Genomic DNA, 17,994 nt, shown 5'->3' with positions numbered 1-17,994 from the left:
GTCCGATCGGGTCCCACACGAAGACGTCGGGCGGGCTGGCCAAGGCCGCCCTCCCCTACGCGGACGCGGCGGGCTCCGAGGCGGTCCAGGTGTACGTGTCCAACTCGCGCGGCTGGGCGCTGCCGCCGGGTGACCCCAAGCAGGACACGCTCTTCCGGGACGGGTGCGGCGAGCGGGGGCTGCCGGCGTACATCCATGCCTCGCTGCTGGTGAACCTCGGCTCCCCCACCGAGCTGACCGTGGCGCGCTCGGTGGAAACCCTCGAGCACGCCCTGCGCCGGGGCGCGGCCATCGGGGCGACGGCGGTGGTCTACCACGCCGGCAGCTCGGTCGACCCGGCCCACGACGACAAGGCCCTCCACCAGCTCCGCGAGGCGTTGCTGCCGCTGCTCGACGTGGCGGCCGCGCAGGGCCTGCCGAAGCTGCTGGTGGAGCCCAGCGCGGGCGGCGGGCGCAGCCTCGCGTCGAAGATGCAGGACCTGGGCCCGTACCTGGAGGCGGTGGAGCACCACCCGTGGCTGGGCGTCTGCTTCGACACCTGCCATGCCTGGGCCGCGGGCCACGACCTGGCCCGCCCGGGTGGCATGACCGAGACCCTGGACGCGCTGGTGGCGACCGTGGGCCGCGACCGCCTGATGCTCATCCACGCCAACGACTCGAAGGACGACTGCGGCTCCACCCGCGACCGCCACGAGACGATCGGCGCGGGCCGCATCGGCGCGGCGGCGTTCGCGGAGCTGCTGGCCCATCCGGCGACCGAGGGCGTACCGGTGATCGTGGAGACCCCGACCAAGGAGCACGAGGGTCACGCCGCCGACATCGCCCTGCTCAAGGGCCTGCGCGTCAGTGCACCTTGAGGTCGTAGTCGAAGACGTAGCGGTGCTCTTCTGAGCCGTGGTCGATCTGGAACGTCCCGACGAGGCCGGTGAGGTCGTCCGTGCCGGAATCGGGCACGACCTGGACGATCAGCGTTCCCGCGCCGCGGTCCATCAGCCCGTAGTGCTGCAGGACGAAACTGCCGGTGCGGCCGTGCAGCGTGCCGGTGATGCGGTCGATCGCCACGTAGCCCGCCGAGCCGTCGATCGGGGTGCCGACCGAGAGCATCTCCGCGCGGCCCGTGCCGGTCAGATCTCCCTCGATCGTCTTGTCGACCCGCATCCGGCTCAGCGCGTCGTCGTCGATCGGCAGCGGCTCGAAGACGGTGGTGAAGGTGCCGGTGGCGCGGCGGGTCATCGGAGCTCCTCAGCGGTTCGCAGGCGGCCTTGCAGTCCGATGTAACCAGACGGCGGGCCCGCGGCTCAGGCGGCGCGCAGGAGATCCGACAACACCTCGGCCGCCCGGTCGATGCCGTCGTCGTCGACGTCGAGGTGGGTGATCACCCGGGCCGTCCGGGGCAGCATCGGCACGATGAGGACGTCGCGCTCCGCCGCCCGCTTCACCAGCGTCGGCGCGTCCAGGGACGTCTTCGCGAGGTCGAGCAGCACGACGTTGGTCCGCACCGCGGCCGCTTCGACCACGCCGAACGGCTCCAGGGCCGCGGCGAGGCGACGGGCCCGGGCGTGGTCGTCGGCGAGCCGCTGGACGTGGTGCTCGAGGGCGTGCAGCCCGGCCGCCGCGAGGATGCCCGCCTGGCGCATGCCGCCGCCCATCCGCTTGCGGATCGCGCGGGCCCGGGCGATGCGCTCGGCGGAACCCACGACGAGCGATCCGACCGGTGCGCCCAGTCCCTTGGAGAGGCAGACGGACAGCGTGTCGAACAGCTGGCCGTAGGTGAAGAGGGGCACTCCTGCCGCGACATGGGCGTGCCAGATGCGGGCGCCGTCGCAGTGCAGGGCCACTCCGGCCGAAAGGGTCACCTCGCGCAGGCGGTGCAGCGCCGCCAAGGGGACGACCCCGCCGCCACCGAGGTTGTGCGTCTGCTCGACCGCGACCGCGCGCGTCGGCAGTGACGGGTAGCCCGCGGGCCGGATCATCGCCGCGATCGCCTCGGCGTCCAGGGCCGCACCCACCGACGGCCAGGTACGCGTCGAGATGCCCCCGAGCGCGGCGGCGGCACCCACCTCGTACGTGACGACGTGCGCATCCGCCCCCGCCAGCAGCTCCTCACCAGGCGGCACGAGCAGCTGGAGCGCGATCTGGTTCGCCATCGTGCCCGAGGGGGCGAACAGGGCCGCCTCGTGGCCGAACAGGGCCGCGACGTGGGCCTCGAGCGCGTTGACCGTGGGGTCGTCGCCGAACACGTCGTCGCCGACCTCCGCCGCGGCCATCGCCTCGCGCATCGCCGCGGTCGGCCGGGTGACGGTGTCCGACCGCAGGTCAACCACGGAGCATCTCCGCCACCAGGAAGGCCAGTTCGAGGCTCTGCTGGGTGTTCAGCCGCGGGTCGCACGCGGTCTCGTAGCGGTCCGGCAGGTCGAGGTCCTCGATGCCCTGCGCGCCGCCGAGGCACTCGGTCACGTCCTCGCCGGTCAGCTCGACGTGGATGCCGCCGGGGTGGGTGCCGAGGCCGCGGTGAACCTCGAAGTAGCCGAGGACCTCGTCGACGATCCGGTCGAAGTGGCGGGTCTTGTAGCCGTTCGACGACTCGTGGGTGTTGCCGTGCATCGGGTCGCACTGCCACACGACCTTGGCGCCGGCGGCGGTCACCTTCTCGACGATCGGCGGGAGCGCGTCGCGGACCTTGCCGTTGCCCATCCGGCTGATCAGGGTGAGCCGGCCGGGGACGTTCTCCGGGTTGAGCTTCTCGCACAGCTCGATGGCGGTCTCCGGGGACGTGCCGGGGCCCAGCTTCACGCCGATCGGGTTGGCGATGCGGCTGACGAAGTCGATGTGCGCGTGGTCCAGCTGGCGGGTGCGCTCGCCGACCCACAGGAAGTGGCCGGAGAGCCCGTACGCCCGGCCGTCCGAGACGCGGGTGAGCGCGCGGTCGTACTCCAGCGCGAGAGCCTCGTGCGAGCAGTACAGGCTGACGGTGCGCAGCGCCTCGTCGTCGGTCATGCCGCAGGCGCGGATGAAGTCGAGCGCCCGGTCGATCTCCCGTGCGATGGCCTCGTAGCGCTCGCCCGCGGGCGAGGCCCGGACGAAGTCCTTGTTCCAGTCGTGCAGACCCGCAAGATCGGCAAGACCACCCGCAAGGTACGCCCGCAGCATGTTCATCGCCGCGGCACTGTTCGCGTACGCCCGGATCATGCGCTGCGGGTCGGCGACCCGGGCGGCCTCGTCCGCCTCCAGCGAGTTGATCAGGTCGCCGCGGTACGCGGGCAGCCCGAGCGAGTCCGTCGCCGAGGACCGGGGCTTGGTGTACTGCCCGGCCACCCGCGCCACCTTGACCACGGGCATCGACGCGCCGTACGTCAGCACGACCGCCATCTGCAGCAGCGTGCGCGCGTTGGCGAGCAGGTGACTCTCGGTGTTGTCGGCGAAGGTCTCGGCGCAGTCGCCGCCCTGCAGCAGGAACGCCCGGCCCTCGCACACGTCGGCGAGCTTGTGCCGCAGCTGGTCGACCTCGTACGGCGCGACGATCGACGGCACGTTCTCGAGGACCTGGCAGACCTCGCCGACCTCGTCCAGGTCGGCCCACGGCGGCATCTGCACCCGCGGGAGCTCGCGCCAGCGGTCCAGCCCCAGCGCCGAGTCCTCGGCGGAGTCGGTGGACGGACGGGAGGTCTGCAGGGCGGTCGCACCGACCCCGGGATGACTGAGCTGATGCCACTCTCGGCGCATGTCAGGAAGCCTAACCAGGGACGGCGAAGGGGCGCCGGGAGGATCCCCGGCGCCCCACTTGCTAGGACTGAGCTGTCAGCCGAGACCGTTCTTGATCGCGGTGATGAGCTCGCCGTTGCTGGTGTCGCCGGAGAACTCCCAGAAGAAGGCGCCGCCGAGACCCTGCTGCTTGGCGTACGTCATCTTGCCGCCGATGGTCGCCGGGGTGTCGTAGCCCCACCAGTTGCTGCCGCACTTGGCGTAGGCAGTGCCGCCGACGGTGCCGGTGGCCGGGCAACTGTTCTTGAGGACCTTGTAGTCCTCGATGCCGGCCTCGTAGGTGCCGGGCGCCGCGCCGGTCGCCGTGCCGCCCGGAGCGGTCTGGGTGACGCCGGTCCAGCCGCGGCCGTAGAAGCCGATGCCGAGCAGCATCTTGCTGGACGGGACGCCCTTGCTCTTGAGCTTCTGGATCGCCGCGTCGGACCAGAAGCCCTGGGTCGGGATACCGGAGTACGAGGTCAGCGGCGAGTGCGGGGCGGTCGGGCCCTGCGGGCTGAAGGCGCCGTAGTAGTCGTACGTCATCGGGAAGACCAGGTTGAGCTTCGCGATGCCGGAGGCGTAGTCCGCCGCGTCGAGCTTGCCGCCGTTGGAGCCGTCGGCCGAGATCGCCGAGGTGATGAGGAAGTTGTTGCCGAACTTCGTCCGCAGCGCCGAGATCACCTTGTTGTACGCGTCCGGGCCGCTGGTGTCGCAGGAGAGGCCGCAGGCGTTCGGGTACTCCCAGTCGATGTCGATGCCGTCGAAGACGTCCGCCCAGCGGGAGTCCTTGATCAGGTTGTAGCAGGAGTTCGCGAAGCCGGTCGGGTTGGCCGCGGCCTGGGTGAAGCCGCCGGACCAGGTCCAGCCGCCGAACGACCAGATCACCTTGATGTTCGGGTACGCCTTCTTGAGCTTGCGCAGCTGGTTGAACGAGCCGCGCAGCGCGCCGTTGTCCCAGGTGTCCGCGACGCCGTCGACGCTCTCCGCGGCGGTGTACGCGCGGTCGTAGTCGGCGTACGAGTCACCGATCGAGCACTGGCCGCCGGTGGTGTTGCCGAACGCGTACAGGATGTGGGTCAGCTTCGAGGCCGAGCCGCTCGTCACGATGTTCTTGACGTGGTAGTTGCGGCCGTAGACACCCCACTCGGCGAAGTAGCCGACGACGTTCTTGCCGCTACTCCCCGGGGGCTGGGTCGGCGGAGTCGTCGGCGGGGTGGGGGGCGTGTCCGAAGGAGTCACCGGAGGAGTCGTGGGAGGCGTGGTGGGGTCCGTTCCCCCGCCGCTGCAGGCGCCGCCGTCGGCCCAGACGTCCCACTGGCCGCTGTGCGTGGCCGGGGATTCGTTCTGGGTCCACCACTTGGCGGTGTAGTTGTGTCCGTTCTGCGAAGCGGTCATGTCCTTGGTGTAAACCGCAGTGGAGCTCCAGGCGGGAGCACAGGCGGCGGCAGCGGACGCCTGGACCATGGGGACCGCGGCGGAGGCCATCGCCACGATCGCCCCGGCCCACAGGGCGCGGCGGAGGGATTTCTTCACTGCGTCTCCTCAGAACAGTTAGGAAACTTTCCAAAGGGAAGTTGAAGAGACGGTAGTCACATCTATGAACTTCAGTCAAGAAGGTCGCTTCGGTTTAACAGACCGCTTAACTTTTCCGTCCTGGGTGCCACAGCGTGCACTCGTACAGGCACTACGCGTAGTCTGCCGTCATGACCATCTTCGACGTCGACATCGACGCACTCCAGGGCGGATCGGCCGATCTAGGGCGCTACCGCGGCTCTGCCGTCCTGGTGGTCAACGTCGCCTCCCAGTGCGGTTACACCCCGCAGTACGCCGGCCTCGAGGAGCTCCACCGCACGTACCGTGACCGCGGCCTGGTCGTGCTCGGCGTGCCGTGCAACCAGTTCGGCGCCCAGGAACCCGGCACCGCCGACGACATCGAGCAGTTCTGCCAGGTCAACTACGGCGTCACGTTCCCGCTCACGGAGAAGGTGGACGTCAACGGGCCCGACCGGCACCCGCTCTACCGTGAGCTCGTCGGCGACCAGGCCGACATCCAGTGGAACTTCGAGAAGTTCCTGGTGGGGCCGGACGGCACGGTGGAGGCCCGCTTCGACCCGGACACCGAGCCGCAGGACGAACGCCTCATCGCCACCATCGAGAAGTTCCTGACCCGCTGAGCGTCCCATGAGCCTCCACGTGATCGGGGTAGACGCGTACGCCCTCGGCTGGGTCGGCGTCGAGCTGCGCGACGGCCACTTCGGACGGGCCATGCTCGCGTCCACCCTCTACGAGATCGTCGCCGGCAGTTCCGGCGCCGCCGTCATCGGCGTCGACATCCCCCTCGGCATGCTCCCGGACCGCTGGCGTGCGGCCGACACCGTCGCCGCGGACCACCTCGGCCCGCGCCGCAGCAGCGTCTTCCGGGTGCCGCCGCGCGCGGTCTGGCAGGAGTCGGACTTCGCGGCGGCCAACCGGCTCTGCCGCGAGCTCACCGGCGCCGGGCTCAGCCGCCAGTCGTGGGCCCTGCGGCCCAAGCTGCTCGAGGCGAACGCCATCTGGGAACGCCATCCCGGCCTGCTCTTCGAGGCCCACCCCGAGGTGTCGTTCCGGGAGATGGCCGGCGAGCCTCTCGCGTACGCGAAGAAGACCTGGACCGGTCAGGCCCGGCGCCGGGAGCTGCTGGCCCGGCACGGCATCGTCCTGCCCGATCAGCTCGGACCCGCGGGCCAGGCGCCGCCGGACGACATCCTCGACGCGGCGGCCGTGGCCTGGAGCGCTCACCGGATGGCGACGGGCGCCGCGCTGAGCCACCCCAGTCCTCCCGAGGAGAACAACGGCGCCCGCATCGCCATCTGGTACTGAGGCCTAGGAGCTCTGCTCCGCGATCTCCCGCGCCCGGTCCCGGGCCGCCTCGAGGGCGGCCAGCAGGGCGGCCCGCACCCCGTGGTTCTCGAGCTCGCGGATCGCCGAGATCGTCGTGCCCGCCGGGGACGTCACCGCCTCCCGCAGCTTCACCGGGTGCTCCCCCGAGTCACGCAGCATGACCGCCGAGCCGATCGCCGTCTGCACGATCAGCTCGTGGGCCACCTGCCGCGGCAGCCCGAGCAGGATCCCGGCGTCGATCATCGCCTCGACCAGCAGGTAGAAGTACGCCGGACCCGAGCCGGACAGGGCGGTGACCGCGTCCTGCTGCGACTCCGGCACCCGGATCGTGGCACCGAGCGGCTTGAACATCTCCTCCGCGACCGCGAGGTGCTCCCCGGTGGCGTGCGGGCCCGCCGAGATTGCCGTCATCGCCTCGTCCACCAGCGCGGGGGTGTTCGTCATGACCCGGACCACCGGCGTGCCCTCCGGCAGCCGGGCGGCGAAGAAGCCCGTCGGCAGGCCGGCGCAGAGCGAGATGATGAGCTTGTCGGCCGGAATCTTGGGGCCGATCTCGGCGAGCAGGGCGTCGGCGTCCTGCGGCTTGACGGCGATGGCCAGCACCTCCGCCTCGGCCACGGCGGTCGCGTTGTCGACCACCCGGATGCCGTAACGCTCGCGCAGCTCGTCACCCCGCGCGGAGCGGCGGGTGGTGACCAGCAGCTTCCCCGCCGGCCAGCCCGCCCGGAGCAGGCCGGAGAGCACCAGCTCGCCGATCTTGCCGGCGCCCAGCACCGCGACGACAGTCATACGTCCTCCCAACGACGAAGAAGGGGCGGACGTCCTGCGCCCGCCCCTTCACCGAACCACGACTCAGCTGCCGAAGAAGACCTCGGCCTCGTCGTACCGCGAGATCGGCACGGTCTTCAGCTCGCCGGTGCCCTCGATCAGCGGCACCCGGATGATGTCGGTGCCGCGCAGTGCCATCATCTTGCCGAAGTCGCCCTCGTGCACCGCGTCGATGGCCTGCAGGCCGAAGCGGGTCGCGAGCACGCGGTCGAAGGCGGTCGGGGTGCCACCGCGCTGGATGTGACCGAGGACGACCGTACGGGCCTCCTTGCCGGTCTTCTCCTCGAGCTGCTCGGCGAGCCACTGGCCGATGCCGCCGAGGCGGACGTGGCCGAACGCGTCGAGCTCCTGGTTGTGCAGCACCATCTGGCCCTCGAGCGGCTGGGCGCCCTCGGCGACGACCACGATGGGCGCGTACTCCACCTGGAAACGCTTGGTGACGTACGTGGCGACCTGCTCCACGTCGAAGTTGCGCTCCGGCAGCAGGATGACGTTGGCGCCGCCGGCGAGGCCGGCGTGCAGCGCGATCCAGCCGGCGTGCCGGCCCATGACCTCGACCACGAGGGTGCGGTGGTGGGACTCGGCGGTGGTGTGCAGCCGGTCGATGGCCTCCATCGCGATGTTGACCGCGGTGTCGAAGCCGAACGTGAAGTCGGTCGCGTTGAGGTCGTTGTCGATGGTCTTCGGCACGCCGACGACCTTGACGCCGAGGTCGGTGAGCTTGGTGGCGACGCCGAGGGTGTCCTCGCCGCCGATCGCCACCAGCGCGTCGACGCCCTGCTCGGCCAGGTTGGCCTTGATCTTCTCGACGCCGCCGTCGATCTTGAACGGGTTGGTCCGGGAGGAGCCCAGGATGGTGCCGCCGCGGGGCAGGATGCCGCGGACCTCGGCGATGCCGAGCGGCTTCGTCAGGCCCTCCAGCGGACCCTTCCAGCCGTCCCGGAAGCCGACGAACTCGTGACCGTAGACGGCGACGCCCTTGCGCACCACCGCCCGGATCACGGCGTTGAGACCGGGGCAGTCGCCGCCGCCGGTGAGCACGCCGATACGCATGATTGCTCGTCCTCCCTTATCGGGTTGCGAGATTGCCCGGCTCCCCTGGGATTCCGTCGTCCGGCGTCACTGCCGGGTCCGGGGGCGGGCCGCATGCGCACTGTAGTCGCCGCGGCCACCCCGGACCAAAGCGCCCCGCTACAAACGGACGGTTTCGTTCTCGCCCGCGTCCGGGGTCTTGCCGGTCACCGCCGCCTTGGCGTACCCGAGCAACGTGACGACGCGCGAGCTGTGCGCGGCCTCCCAGTACTCGGCGGACTGGGCATGAACCTTGACCAGCGTCAGGTTGGGCGTCTCCAGCCCGTCCGGGAACCAGGCCTTGAGCATGGGGTTCCACAGCTCCTCGGCCTTGGCCCGGTCGTCGGTCTGCACCGCCGCACCGGACACCGACGTCCACGCGTGCTGCTTGGCGTCGCTGAACGAGACGTTCACCTGCGGATTGGCCCGGATCTGCGCGACCAGGTCGGAATCCGCGTACGTGAAGAACCACAGATCGCCGTCGAACTCGACGTCCTGCAGGGCCATCGGACGGCTGACGTGACTACCCTCCGCGGTCATCGTGGTGAGCATCCCGATCCGGGCGTCCTTCACGAGCTCCTTCAGCTTCTCGCGCTTCTCCTGCTCGGTGTGCTCCGTCATGGCGCGCTCCCTTCCTCCGGTGTCCCCGGAGAACTTCCCGGGGCCCCACCGGCGAAACGGACGGCTCCTACCTTTCGGCCATGCCGGCCCGGCGGCGCAGCGCGGAGACGTCCGTGACCACGATCCGGCGTCCTTCGGTACGCAGCCAGCCGCGCGTCGCGAACGATCCGATGGCCTGGTTGACGCTCTGCCGCGAGCCACCGGCCATCTCCGCGAGCTGGCTCTGGTTCAGCTCGATGGTGATCATCGGAGCCTGGCTGTCACCCGCGAGGCGGACCAGGGTCTTGGCCACCCGGCCCGGCAGGTCGAGGAAGACGTGGTCGGCGTTCTGCTCGGTGAGGCGCCGGATCAGGCCACCGACCGAGCGCATCACCGCGTCGAGGATGCGCGGGTTGGAATGCACCAGGTCCATGAACGCGACCCGGGACAGCGCCAGCGCCTGGCTGTCCTCGATCGCCTCCGCGCTCGCCGAGCGGGTGGAGGCGTCCAGCAGCGAGACCTCACCGAGGACGTCCGGCGGCCGTACCACCGTCAGGACCGCCCGCTCGCCGGTCGGCGCGGTGCGGAACACCGCGATCGCGCCCCGGCGCAGCACGATGAGGGAGTCACCCGGGTCGTGCTCGACGAAGAGGATCTGCCCCTTGCGGTACGTCCGGGGAACCGCTGCCGCGATCACCCTCTGCCGCACGTCGGGCTCCAGCCCGGCGAACATCTCCACGCCCGTGAGCGCGTCACCCGGCTCCGGCAGCCGATGATCCACGGTCAGTCCTTCCCCCGGTCGGGACCACCGCCGACACCCCTGTCCGACGTCGGCCCCTGGACGCGAACGATCACTCTTAGCATGAAGAGCGTCATCAACGCCATTTGATACCTCGAGCGCCTGCCTTTCGATCATTTCGCGTATGTCGCTGCCTGTACACCCCCTAAGCGCGGTCAGTCACGATGCATTGTTAACTGGGCTTCCGGCCTCCGCTCGCTCCGGCGGGCGCAGTGCGACTTTGGTGGCGCTCCGAGAGGGATCTCGTGAATATCGCCCTTCGTGTCCGTTGCGGTCACGTTCTGTGTCGGCATAATCGCGGCCGTGCCGGACCACGACCTTCTTCGATCGACACTGCGCGAGCAGTGGCACCTTGTGCCTGCTGAGATTTCGGCGCTGCCGGGTGGGCTGCTGTCGCACGGCTGGGACGTGACCGCGGGCGGCGAACGCTTCGTCGCGCGGCTCGCCGAACCCGATGCGCGGCAGCCTGTCGAGGCCGGGCTGGCGGCGGCCGAGCATCTGCGCAACACCGGGATCGAGGCGGGCCAGCCGGTCCGGACCCTCTCCGGGGGCCTGACGGCCGAGACGCCGTACGGGGCGATGGCGGTTCTGCGGCGCGCACCCGGCCGTACGCTCGACGGGCGGGATCCCATCGATCAGCAGTTCTGGGGCGACCGGCTGGGTGCCGTGCACCGCACCCTGCAGACGTTCCACCATCCGGGGCTGCGCCGCTGGAACCTGCTCGACCCGGACGCGCCGCACCTGGCCGTGGAGGGCTGGCTGCGGGCGGCGGTCGCCGGCGCGATCACCGCCATGACCCGGCTGACGGTCACCGATCGGCTCACGTACGGGGTCCTGCACGGCGACCCGGCCCCGGAGATCTTCCTGGTGGACCCGGCCACCGGCCGCGCGGGGCTGCTGGACTGCGGTGCGAGCGGCACCGGCCCGCTCCTCTACGACGTCGCCGCCGCCGTGGTGTACGCCGGCGGCCCGGAGACCGCGGCCGAGCTGCTCGACGGCTATCTGGCGGCCGGACCGGTGGACGAGGACGAGCTGCACGCCGCCCTGCCGGTGCTGCTCCGTTTCCGGTGGGCCGTCCAGGCCGACTGGGCGGCCCGTCGGCTGGTGACCGGCGAGGGTGACGGCAACCGGGAGGCCCTGCGCCGGGCGCAGGCGGCCCTGATGGCGGCCGCCGACCCGGAGTAGGCGAGGATGGGCGGCGATGGTCTACCGCTATTTCTACGACTGTGAATTCATCGAGGACGGCCGCACGGTCGACCTCGTGTCCATCGGCGTCGTCGACGAGTTCGGCCGCGAGTTCTACGCGGTGTCGACCCAGTTCGACGACTCCCGGGCCGTGCCCTGGGTGCGCCGCAACGTACTGGACAAGCTGCCGTCCCCCGCGGATCCGGCGTGGCGTTCGCGGGAGCGCATCCGCGACGACCTCTACGCGTTCCTGGTCGAGCCGCTGCGGGGCCGCGACGAGCAGATGGAGCTCTGGGCCTGGTACGCGGCGTACGACCATGTCGCGCTGGCGCAGCTCTGGGGTGCGATGCCGGCGCTGCCCCGGGAGATTCCCCGCTTCACCAAGGATCTGCGGCAGCGCTGGGACGATCTCGGCCGGCCGGCACTGCCGACCGCGCAGGGCCGCCACGACGCGCTGGTGGACGCGAAACACAACCTCGCCCGCTGGAAGGCGATGGAAGAGCAGGGCCGCCCGGTAGGGTGATCGGCGTGGCGCATCAGCACTGGAGTGACCTGCCCCGCTGGCAGAAGGCCGGCGCGCTGGTCGTCGCCCCGGCGGAGGTCGTGCTGACCACGCTGGCCGTGATCGACCTGATCCGGCGTCCCTCCGCGCAGGTCCGCGGGCCCAAGGCCCTGTGGTGGGCGGGCATCTTCGTCCAGCCGCTGGGCCCGATCGCCTACCTGAAGTGGGGCCGCTCGGCCAAGCCCGGGGCCTGACCGAGCCGCACGCTACTTCTTCGCGCTCTTCGCGCTCGCCTTGCGGGTGCTCTTGGCGTTCGCCTTCTGGATGGCGTCGACCAGCTCCGGCTTCTTCATCGAAGACCGGCCGCTGATGTCGAGCTTCTTGGCGATCCCGAGCAGGTGTTCCTTGCTGGCGTTCGCGTCGACCCCGCCCTTGGTGGCGGCCTTGGTGTCCCGGCCGCCGGCGGCCTTCTTGTCGCTGGGGCCCTTCTTCGCCTTGGGCTCCCAGTGGTCGCCGACCTTCTCGAACGAGTGCTTGACCGCGGCCAGGGCGGTGCGGTGCGCCCGTTCGCCCTCGCCGTACTCCTCCACCGCGCTGTCGTGCGCCTTGAGGTACGTGTTCTGCGCCTTCTTCGGTGACCGCTTCAGGGTCCCGGGCAGATCCTTTCGTGCCGGCACTGCGAACCTCCTCACGTCGGTGTCGAGATCACCGTGCCCGGTCCTTCACCGGCTCAAACGCCGCCGGGGTCGGTGCCACGACGGCGGTCTTGAGGGTGGCGGCGTAGACGTCGACGTACTCGCGGCCGGTGAGGGTCATGAGCTCGTACATGATCTCGTCGGTGACCGCGCGCTCGACGAAGCGGTCGCCGACCGAACCCGCGTACCGGGAGAAGTCGAGGGGTGCCCCGAAGCGCAGGCGGACCCGCTTGATCTTGGGAATGAGCTTGCCCGTGGGCTGGATCTCGTCGGTGTTGAGCAGGGCGACGGGGACGACCGGGGCGCCGCTCTCCAGGGCCAGCCGGGCGACGCCGGTCTTGCCGCGGTAGAGCCGGCCGTCCGGCGAGCGGGTGCCCTCCGGGTAGATCCCGGCGATGTTGCCGGAGCGGAGCACCCGCAGCTGGGTGTCGAGGGCCGCGCGGGCCGCCTTGCCGCCCGATCGGTCGACCGGGATCGTCCCGGTGCCGACGAAGAACTGCCGCATCAGCCAGCCTTTGATCCCCTTACCCGTGAAGTACTCCGCTTTGGCGACGAATGTCACCTTCCGCTTCACGATCAGGGGTGTGAAGATCGAGTCCGAGAACGAGAGGTGGTTGCAGGCGAGGATCACCGGACCGGTCGCGGGGACGTGGTGCAATCCCTCCACGTCGGGGCGGAAGAGGCATTTCAGGACGGGTCCGAGAACCACGTACTTCAGCAGCCAGTAGAACACCGATGTCCTTTCCCGCTCACCGCAGACCGTGGGGCAGGGAAAGCGTACGAAGCGGGAGCGGCACGCCACAACGCACTCCCGCAAGCGGTGCCTGTCGTGTCACCATTCAAGGCACGCGCGCGAGCAGCGCGGGGCGAGGAGTGTGCAGGGTGTCTGCGGGTGGCGCCCGTCGCGGGCGGCGGGACAACGGGCTCGACGCGGCCGACTACGCGGCCGCGGGCGACGTGGATCCGCGTGTCGGCGAGCACCTGCTCGACGTGCTGGCGGCCGGCGGCATCGCGGCCTATCTGCAGCCCTCCGCCGACCTCAACCCGATCCTGCGGGCCACCACGTTCCCCGCCCGTCCGACCGACCGGCTCTACGTCGACCGCACCCACCTCGCCACCGCCCGCGAGCACCTGCACAAGCTCACCGGCGGCACCGGCCCGTTCCCGCCGGCGTCGCGCCCGGAGAACCGCCCGGGCGGCGACCAGGGCGACGTCGACGCCGAGTGGGCCAAGATCGTCGCAGGCTTCCACACCGCCGTCGACCCGACCGCGCCCCCGTGGCCCGCCGCCGAGGGCATCGACCCGACGCGGGCGCCGGAGCCGCCCAAGCCCGGCCCGCAGCCCGGCGACAAGCTGACGTCCGCCACCGACCTGACCGGCATCCAGCTCAACCGGCGCCGCACCGACCGCGTGGACGAGCCCTCGATGCTGGACGGCCTGGAGGCCTTCGGCACGGGGCTGGACGACGACGATGACGAGCGCTACGTGCCGCCGCCCCCGCCGCCGCTCCCCCACATCTCCAAGTACGCGATCGCCGGCGTCCTGGGCGTCGTCCTCGGCTTCGTGCTGTTCCTGTTCCCGTGGCTGCTGCCGATCGAGCGCACCTTCGTCACGCTGATCGGCTTCACGGCGATCGTCGGTGGCGCGGTGACGCTGGTGTGGCGGCTGCGCTCGGGTGATGACGACGACGAGTTCGATGACGGCGCGGTCGTCTGACACGCCACAAATCCATCCATAGATCTCCAGCATTGTTTCGCTCGGTAGTCATCCACTAACCTCTCGTGGATGCGCCAGAGCTCGCTCGTGGTCGTCGCCAACCGGCTCCCCCTGGACGACAACGCCGCACCGGACGGGGCCTGCGAGTGGCGACGCAGCCCCGGCGGCCTCGCCAGCGCCCTGCACGCCATCCTGCAGAAGACCCCGGCCACCTGGGTCGGCTGGGGCGGCCGGGTGGGCCCGGCACCGAGCCTGCCCGACATCGGCAGCCTGCGCCTGCGGCCCGTGGCCCTGTCGGAGCCGGAGCTCCGCGGCTACTACGAGGGCTTCGCCAACTCGACGCTGTGGCCGCTCTACCACGACGCGGTCGAGCAGCCCGTCTTCGACCGCGGCTGGTGGGAGGCCTACCGGGACGTGAACCGCCGCTTCGCCGAGGCCGCGGCCGAGGTGGTCGAGCCCGGCGGCGCGATCTGGGTCCAGGACTACCACCTCCAGCTCGTCCCCGGCCTGCTGCGCGAGCTGCGCCCGGACGTGCTGATCGGCTTCTTCCTGCACGTGCCGTTCCCGCCGCCGGAGCTGTTCATGCAGCTCCCCCGCCGCATCGAGCTGGTGCGCGGCATGCTCGGCGCGGACCTCGTCGGCTTCCAGCGCCCGCAGGCCGCCCACAACGTGGCACAGCTCGCGGTGAAGCTGCTCGGCGCGGAGGTGACGGCCAACGACCAGATCACCGTCGACGGCCGTACGGTGCGCACCGGCGCGTTCCCGGTCTCGATCGACGTGGCCGAGATGCAGGCGCTGGCCGCCCGCCCCGACGTCCGGCACCACGCCGAGCAGCTGCGTGCCGACCTCGGCCGGCCCCGGCGGGTCCTGCTCAGCGTCGACCGGCTCGACTACACCAAGGGCATCGAGCACCGGCTGACGGCGTACGACGAGCTGCTGCGCGACGGCCGGGTGAAGGTCCGCGACACGGTGATGGTGCAGGTGGCGGTGCCGAGCCGGGAACGGGTGGACAGCTACCGCGTGCTGCGCGACCGGATCGAGGGCGAGGTCGGCCGGATCAACGGCGAGTACGGGCGGGTCGGCGAGACCGCCATCCACTACCTCAACCAGCCGTTCGACCGCGCGGACCTGGCGGCGCTCTACCAGACCGCGGACGTGATGGTGGTGACGCCGCTGCGCGACGGCATGAACCTCGTCGCCAAGGAGTACGTCGCCGCCCGCGCGGACGCCTCCGGCGCGCTGGTGCTCAGCGAGTTCGCCGGCGCGGCCGCCGAGTTCGAGGACGCCTTCCTGGTGAACCCGCACGACGTCGACGGGCTCAAGGAGACGCTGCTGCAGGCGATGGAGGCCGACCCGGCGGACCTGGCACGCCGGATGGCGGCCATGCGGGCCCACCTGAGCAGCCACGACATCATCGCGTGGGCGCGGGCGTACCTGACCGCGCTGGACGGCACCGGCCGCGTCGCCGCGGGGCTGGGCCGCTCCGTGCGGGCGCGCGGACGTGCCGCCGGGCTACGCCGTTGAGCCGATCCGGTAGCCGGCCCGGGGCACGGTCTGCACGATCATCGGCTCGCCGAGCTTGCGGCGCAGGTTCATCACCGTGACCCGCACGACGTTGCTGAACGGGTCGGTGTGCTCGTCCCACACCTGCTCGAGCAGGTCCTCGGTGGTGACGGCCTGGCCCTGGCCGCGCATCAGCGCGTGCAGCACCCCGAACTCCTTGACGGTGAGGTTGAGCGGGCGGCCGTCGCGGGTCGCCGTACGGGCCGCCACGTCGACCACCACGCCGTCGCGCTTCAGCACCGGCGGCAGCGCGGGGGCCGTACGCCGGGCCAGCACCTGCACCCGCGCCAGCAGCTCGGCGAAGGCGAAGGGCTTGGTGAGGTAGTCCTCGGCGCCCAGCCCCAGCCCCTCGACCCGGTCGTAGATCCCGCACGCGGCGGTGAGCAGCAGCACGCGGGTGCCGATGTTCTCGCGGACCACCCAGCGGCACACGTCGTCGCCCGTACGCCCGGGCATGTCCCGGTCCAGGACCGCCACGTCGTAGCGGTTGACGCTGAGCCGCTCGTGGGCGGCGTCCCCGTCGTAACAGACGTCGACCGCCATGGCCGCCCGCCGCAGCCCGACCGCGATGGTGTCCGCGAGCAGGCGTTCGTCATCGGCTACCAGGATCCGCACGCCGCCACTATCTCAAGCCGGGCCATAAAACCGCAGTAAAAGATCACGGCGTCCAGACCCACACGTCCTGATCCGGCCGGCCGGGCCCGAAGATCTGCTCCACCAGGGCCCGCAGCGGCTCGTGGCCGGCGTCGGCGCGCAGCACCAGGACGTCGCCCTGCCAGCGGGTGACCTCCGCGCGTACCGCCTGCTGGTCGGCGGCGGTCACGAGCGGGGCGGTGCCGGTCTTGGTGGTCTCGCTGACGAGCCGGCTGAGCGTACTGCCGCGGGCCGGGCCCATCCGGCCGACGCCCTCGACGCTCGGGCCGAGGAAGTATCCCTCCGGCATCGCGAACTCGTTGCGGGCCGCGGCGCCCCAGCTCAGCGCGTCGCGCCCGCGCGAGGAGTCCGGCAGCGGTACGGGGACGAGCGTGTGTCCCGGAGCGACGTAGTGGCGCCAGGTGCCCGAGGTGATGAACACCGGCGGCGGCGCGTCCGCGATGGCGGGCACCGGTGTGGGTACGAGCGGCAGCAGCGCCCCCGCGATCAGCACCCGCCAGGCCGGTCCCCGCAGCCGATCCCAGCCGACCGCGATCAGCACCACGATCGCGCCGATCACCACGAACGTCAGCCGGCTGGGCATCAGCAGGCCGAGCACCGGCAGCCCTTCGGGCATCGAGGCCAGCGGGCCCGGTGTGTCGGTCACGAGCCCGCCGAGGCGCAGCACCGGCCCGAGCGAGAGCACCCCGCCGACGACCGCGGTCACGGCCGCCACCCGTGCGGGCACCGACCGCTTCCACAGCATGACCGCGAGCAGCACCGCCACCAGCGTCAGCGGCCAGCCCCAGTAGCTGTTCTGCTCACTGCGCCCGACCGTCGCCTCGGACGCCGGGGTGCCCGCGAGGGTGTCCCGGGCGAACGTCAGGTACGCGAGCGGGTCCTCTCCCCAGTCGGTGAAGTACGGCATGCTCGAGAACGACTGCGGCCCGTGGAACTGGAACCAGATCGGGTACGCGCACAGCACCCCCGCCACGACGGCGGTGAGCCCGAGCGCCCGCAGGAACGCCCCCGCCCGCCGCCGCGCCTCGGCCGGTCGCATCGCCGCGTGCACGGCGGTGAGGACCAGGCCGCCGACGGCCGTGATGAGCAGCAGCTCCTCGTTGATGAAGAGCTGGTACGTGACCAGCGCCCCGAGGATCAGCCCGTCCCGCCGCCAGCGGCCGTCGACGCCCAACCGGGCGATCCGCGCGACGATCAGCGGCAGGGCGAAGTTGGAGACGAAGTTCGGCTGGCCGTTCGCGTGGTGGATGATGCCCGGCGCGAAGCCCGCGAAGGCGCCCGCGGCGAACGCCGCCACCCGGGACCGGACCAGGTAACGCTGCAGCACCCAGTACGCGCTGAACGCCGTGCCGGCGGCCGCACCGACCATCCAGATCAGATAGGCGACCCGCGGCCCGAGCAGCATCGTCACCGGCGCCATCGGCAGCGTGACGCCCAGCACCGAGGTGTTGGCGATCATGTTCACGCCCTCGGGGGCGTTCTGCTGCGTCGAGAACAGCGGGTTCGACAGGTGCCGCACCGAGTACGCCCCGTGCGACAGCAGCCACTGGAACCACGTGTTGTCCCCGGCCAGATGCCCCGAGATCCGCCCACCGGGGTCCACCACGTAGCCGGCCATGACGAGCAGGCCGAGTCCGATGTAGACGCCCGCCACGACCAGGTGCGGCCGGGCGCGGCGCCAGCGCGACGGAGCCGGGGCGGCGACCGGTGCGGCCGGCTGCGCCGGAGCGAGGGTGAGCGAGTTGACCATGGGCGGCGAC

The 17,994-nt window shown here is 71.3% G+C and carries 20 protein-coding genes; 8 read left to right on the top strand and 12 right to left on the bottom strand.

Annotation, left to right across the window (positions count from 1 at the left end):
* The first annotated feature begins 5 nt into the window (after nt 1-5).
* Nucleotides 6-857: a deoxyribonuclease IV gene (locus tag ACIBO8_RS07340; RefSeq protein ID WP_396114741.1), complete on the top strand. Its 852-nt coding sequence runs from the start codon at nt 6-8 to the stop codon at nt 855-857.
* Here the strand turns inward: ACIBO8_RS07340 and ACIBO8_RS07335 are convergent.
* From ACIBO8_RS07335 to ACIBO8_RS07320, 4 genes are all read right to left on the bottom strand, one after another.
* Nucleotides 844-1,233, bottom strand: a complete 390-nt coding sequence (locus ACIBO8_RS07335; RefSeq protein ID WP_396114255.1) for a DUF3224 domain-containing protein — start codon at nt 1,231-1,233, stop codon at nt 844-846. The two genes, ACIBO8_RS07340 and ACIBO8_RS07335, sit on opposite strands and share 14 nt — an antisense overlap.
* 65 nt (nt 1,234-1,298) lie before the next feature.
* On the bottom strand, nt 1,299-2,324 hold the full coding sequence (locus tag ACIBO8_RS07330) for a threonine aldolase family protein (protein WP_396114254.1): 1,026 nt from the start codon (nt 2,322-2,324) through the stop codon (nt 1,299-1,301).
* Nucleotides 2,317-3,723: a class II 3-deoxy-7-phosphoheptulonate synthase gene (locus ACIBO8_RS07325; RefSeq protein ID WP_396114253.1), complete on the bottom strand. Its 1,407-nt coding sequence runs from the start codon at nt 3,721-3,723 to the stop codon at nt 2,317-2,319. The genes ACIBO8_RS07330 and ACIBO8_RS07325 overlap by 8 nt, the downstream gene beginning before the upstream one ends.
* Before the next feature lie 75 nt (nt 3,724-3,798).
* The gene (locus tag ACIBO8_RS07320) at nt 3,799-5,274 is read right to left on the bottom strand and encodes a glycosyl hydrolase family 18 protein (RefSeq protein ID WP_396114252.1); all 1,476 of its coding nucleotides are present in this window, start codon (nt 5,272-5,274) and stop codon (nt 3,799-3,801) included.
* A 170-nt stretch (nt 5,275-5,444) separates the two neighbouring features.
* Here ACIBO8_RS07320 and ACIBO8_RS07315 point away from each other — a divergent pair, with 170 nt between their 5' ends.
* Both ACIBO8_RS07315 and ACIBO8_RS07310 read left to right on the top strand, forming a co-directional pair.
* The gene (locus ACIBO8_RS07315; protein WP_396114251.1) at nt 5,445-5,915 is read left to right on the top strand and encodes a glutathione peroxidase; all 471 of its coding nucleotides are present in this window, start codon (nt 5,445-5,447) and stop codon (nt 5,913-5,915) included.
* Between the two features lie 7 nt (nt 5,916-5,922).
* On the top strand, nt 5,923-6,600 hold the full coding sequence (locus tag ACIBO8_RS07310; protein ID WP_396114250.1) for a DUF429 domain-containing protein: 678 nt from the start codon (nt 5,923-5,925) through the stop codon (nt 6,598-6,600).
* Between the two features lie 3 nt (nt 6,601-6,603).
* Here the strand turns inward: ACIBO8_RS07310 and proC are convergent, their stop codons facing one another.
* The 4 genes from proC to ACIBO8_RS07290 form a co-directional block, all read right to left on the bottom strand.
* Nucleotides 6,604-7,410, bottom strand: a complete 807-nt coding sequence (gene proC / locus ACIBO8_RS07305) for a pyrroline-5-carboxylate reductase (protein WP_396114249.1) — start codon at nt 7,408-7,410, stop codon at nt 6,604-6,606.
* Between the two features lie 63 nt (nt 7,411-7,473).
* Entirely contained in the window at nt 7,474-8,502 is a 1,029-nt protein-coding gene (locus ACIBO8_RS07300) for a 6-phosphofructokinase (protein WP_396114248.1), read from the bottom strand.
* 138 nt (nt 8,503-8,640) lie between these two features.
* A complete protein-coding gene (locus tag ACIBO8_RS07295) occupies nt 8,641-9,141 on the bottom strand; it encodes a pyridoxamine 5'-phosphate oxidase family protein (RefSeq protein ID WP_396114247.1) in 501 nt (166 codons plus the stop codon).
* A gap of 67 nt (nt 9,142-9,208) precedes the next feature.
* Complete coding sequence (locus ACIBO8_RS07290) at nt 9,209-9,901, bottom strand: Crp/Fnr family transcriptional regulator (protein WP_015620001.1); 693 nt, start codon at nt 9,899-9,901, stop codon at nt 9,209-9,211.
* Between the two features lie 372 nt (nt 9,902-10,273).
* On the opposite strand from ACIBO8_RS07290, the gene ACIBO8_RS07285 reads away from it, so the two are divergent.
* The 3 genes from ACIBO8_RS07285 to ACIBO8_RS07275 are packed head-to-tail and all read left to right on the top strand — an operon-like array spanning nt 10,274 to nt 11,860.
* The gene (locus ACIBO8_RS07285) at nt 10,274-11,104 is read left to right on the top strand and encodes a phosphotransferase enzyme family protein (RefSeq protein WP_396114246.1); all 831 of its coding nucleotides are present in this window, start codon (nt 10,274-10,276) and stop codon (nt 11,102-11,104) included.
* Nucleotides 11,105-11,120: 16 nt separating this feature from the next.
* A complete protein-coding gene (locus ACIBO8_RS07280) occupies nt 11,121-11,627 on the top strand; it encodes a polyadenylate-specific 3'-exoribonuclease AS (protein ID WP_396114245.1) in 507 nt (168 codons plus the stop codon).
* Nucleotides 11,628-11,632: 5 nt separating this feature from the next.
* Nucleotides 11,633-11,860: a PLD nuclease N-terminal domain-containing protein gene (locus ACIBO8_RS07275; protein WP_396114244.1), complete on the top strand. Its 228-nt coding sequence runs from the start codon at nt 11,633-11,635 to the stop codon at nt 11,858-11,860.
* A gap of 12 nt (nt 11,861-11,872) precedes the next feature.
* Here ACIBO8_RS07275 and ACIBO8_RS07270 read toward each other — a convergent pair whose 3' ends face one another.
* Complete coding sequence (locus ACIBO8_RS07270; RefSeq protein ID WP_396114243.1) at nt 11,873-12,283, bottom strand: ChaB family protein; 411 nt, start codon at nt 12,281-12,283, stop codon at nt 11,873-11,875.
* A gap of 28 nt (nt 12,284-12,311) precedes the next feature.
* Nucleotides 12,312-13,034 (bottom strand): lysophospholipid acyltransferase family protein, encoded by a 723-nt coding sequence (locus ACIBO8_RS07265; protein ID WP_396114242.1) that lies wholly within the window; start codon nt 13,032-13,034, stop codon nt 12,312-12,314.
* Nucleotides 13,035-13,183: 149 nt separating this feature from the next.
* Between ACIBO8_RS07265 and ACIBO8_RS07260 the strand changes: the two genes are divergently transcribed.
* Nucleotides 13,184-14,017: a DUF308 domain-containing protein gene (locus tag ACIBO8_RS07260; RefSeq protein ID WP_396114241.1), complete on the top strand. Its 834-nt coding sequence runs from the start codon at nt 13,184-13,186 to the stop codon at nt 14,015-14,017.
* A 69-nt stretch (nt 14,018-14,086) separates the two neighbouring features.
* Nucleotides 14,087-15,541, top strand: a complete 1,455-nt coding sequence (locus ACIBO8_RS07255; protein ID WP_396114240.1) for a trehalose-6-phosphate synthase — start codon at nt 14,087-14,089, stop codon at nt 15,539-15,541.
* On the opposite strand, the gene ACIBO8_RS07250 is transcribed toward ACIBO8_RS07255, so the two are convergent.
* Both ACIBO8_RS07250 and ACIBO8_RS07245 read right to left on the bottom strand, forming a co-directional pair.
* Nucleotides 15,530-16,195, bottom strand: a complete 666-nt coding sequence (locus tag ACIBO8_RS07250) for a response regulator transcription factor (RefSeq protein WP_396114239.1) — start codon at nt 16,193-16,195, stop codon at nt 15,530-15,532. The two genes, ACIBO8_RS07255 and ACIBO8_RS07250, sit on opposite strands and share 12 nt — an antisense overlap.
* Before the next feature lie 43 nt (nt 16,196-16,238).
* The gene (locus ACIBO8_RS07245) at nt 16,239-17,984 is read right to left on the bottom strand and encodes a hypothetical protein (protein WP_396114238.1); all 1,746 of its coding nucleotides are present in this window, start codon (nt 17,982-17,984) and stop codon (nt 16,239-16,241) included.
* Nucleotides 17,985-17,994: the final 10 nt, after the last annotated feature.

Source organism: Actinoplanes sp. NPDC049681 (genome assembly GCF_044465265.1).
In the GTDB taxonomy this organism is placed as follows: domain Bacteria; phylum Actinomycetota; class Actinomycetes; order Mycobacteriales; family Micromonosporaceae; genus Actinoplanes.
This window is presented reverse-complemented; position numbering and strand designations above follow the sequence as displayed.

Excerpts from the sequence above, each read along its gene's own strand:
- ACIBO8_RS07335 (WP_396114255.1), bottom strand. The coding sequence starts at position 1,233 with ATGACCCGCCGCGCCACCGGCACCTTCACCACCGTCTTCGAGCCGCTG.
- ACIBO8_RS07325 (WP_396114253.1), bottom strand. The coding sequence starts at position 3,723 with ATGCGCCGAGAGTGGCATCAGCTCAGTCATCCCGGGGTCGGTGCGACC.
- ACIBO8_RS07315 (WP_396114251.1), top strand. The coding sequence starts at position 5,445 with ATGACCATCTTCGACGTCGACATCGACGCACTCCAGGGCGGATCGGCC.
- ACIBO8_RS07310 (WP_396114250.1), top strand. The coding sequence starts at position 5,923 with ATGAGCCTCCACGTGATCGGGGTAGACGCGTACGCCCTCGGCTGGGTC.
- proC (WP_396114249.1), bottom strand. The coding sequence starts at position 7,410 with ATGACTGTCGTCGCGGTGCTGGGCGCCGGCAAGATCGGCGAGCTGGTG.
- ACIBO8_RS07300 (WP_396114248.1), bottom strand. The coding sequence starts at position 8,502 with ATGCGTATCGGCGTGCTCACCGGCGGCGGCGACTGCCCCGGTCTCAAC.
- ACIBO8_RS07295 (WP_396114247.1), bottom strand. The coding sequence starts at position 9,141 with ATGACGGAGCACACCGAGCAGGAGAAGCGCGAGAAGCTGAAGGAGCTC.
- ACIBO8_RS07280 (WP_396114245.1), top strand. The coding sequence starts at position 11,121 with ATGGTCTACCGCTATTTCTACGACTGTGAATTCATCGAGGACGGCCGC.
- ACIBO8_RS07255 (WP_396114240.1), top strand. The coding sequence starts at position 14,087 with ATGCGCCAGAGCTCGCTCGTGGTCGTCGCCAACCGGCTCCCCCTGGAC.
- ACIBO8_RS07245 (WP_396114238.1), bottom strand. The coding sequence starts at position 17,984 with ATGGTCAACTCGCTCACCCTCGCTCCGGCGCAGCCGGCCGCACCGGTC.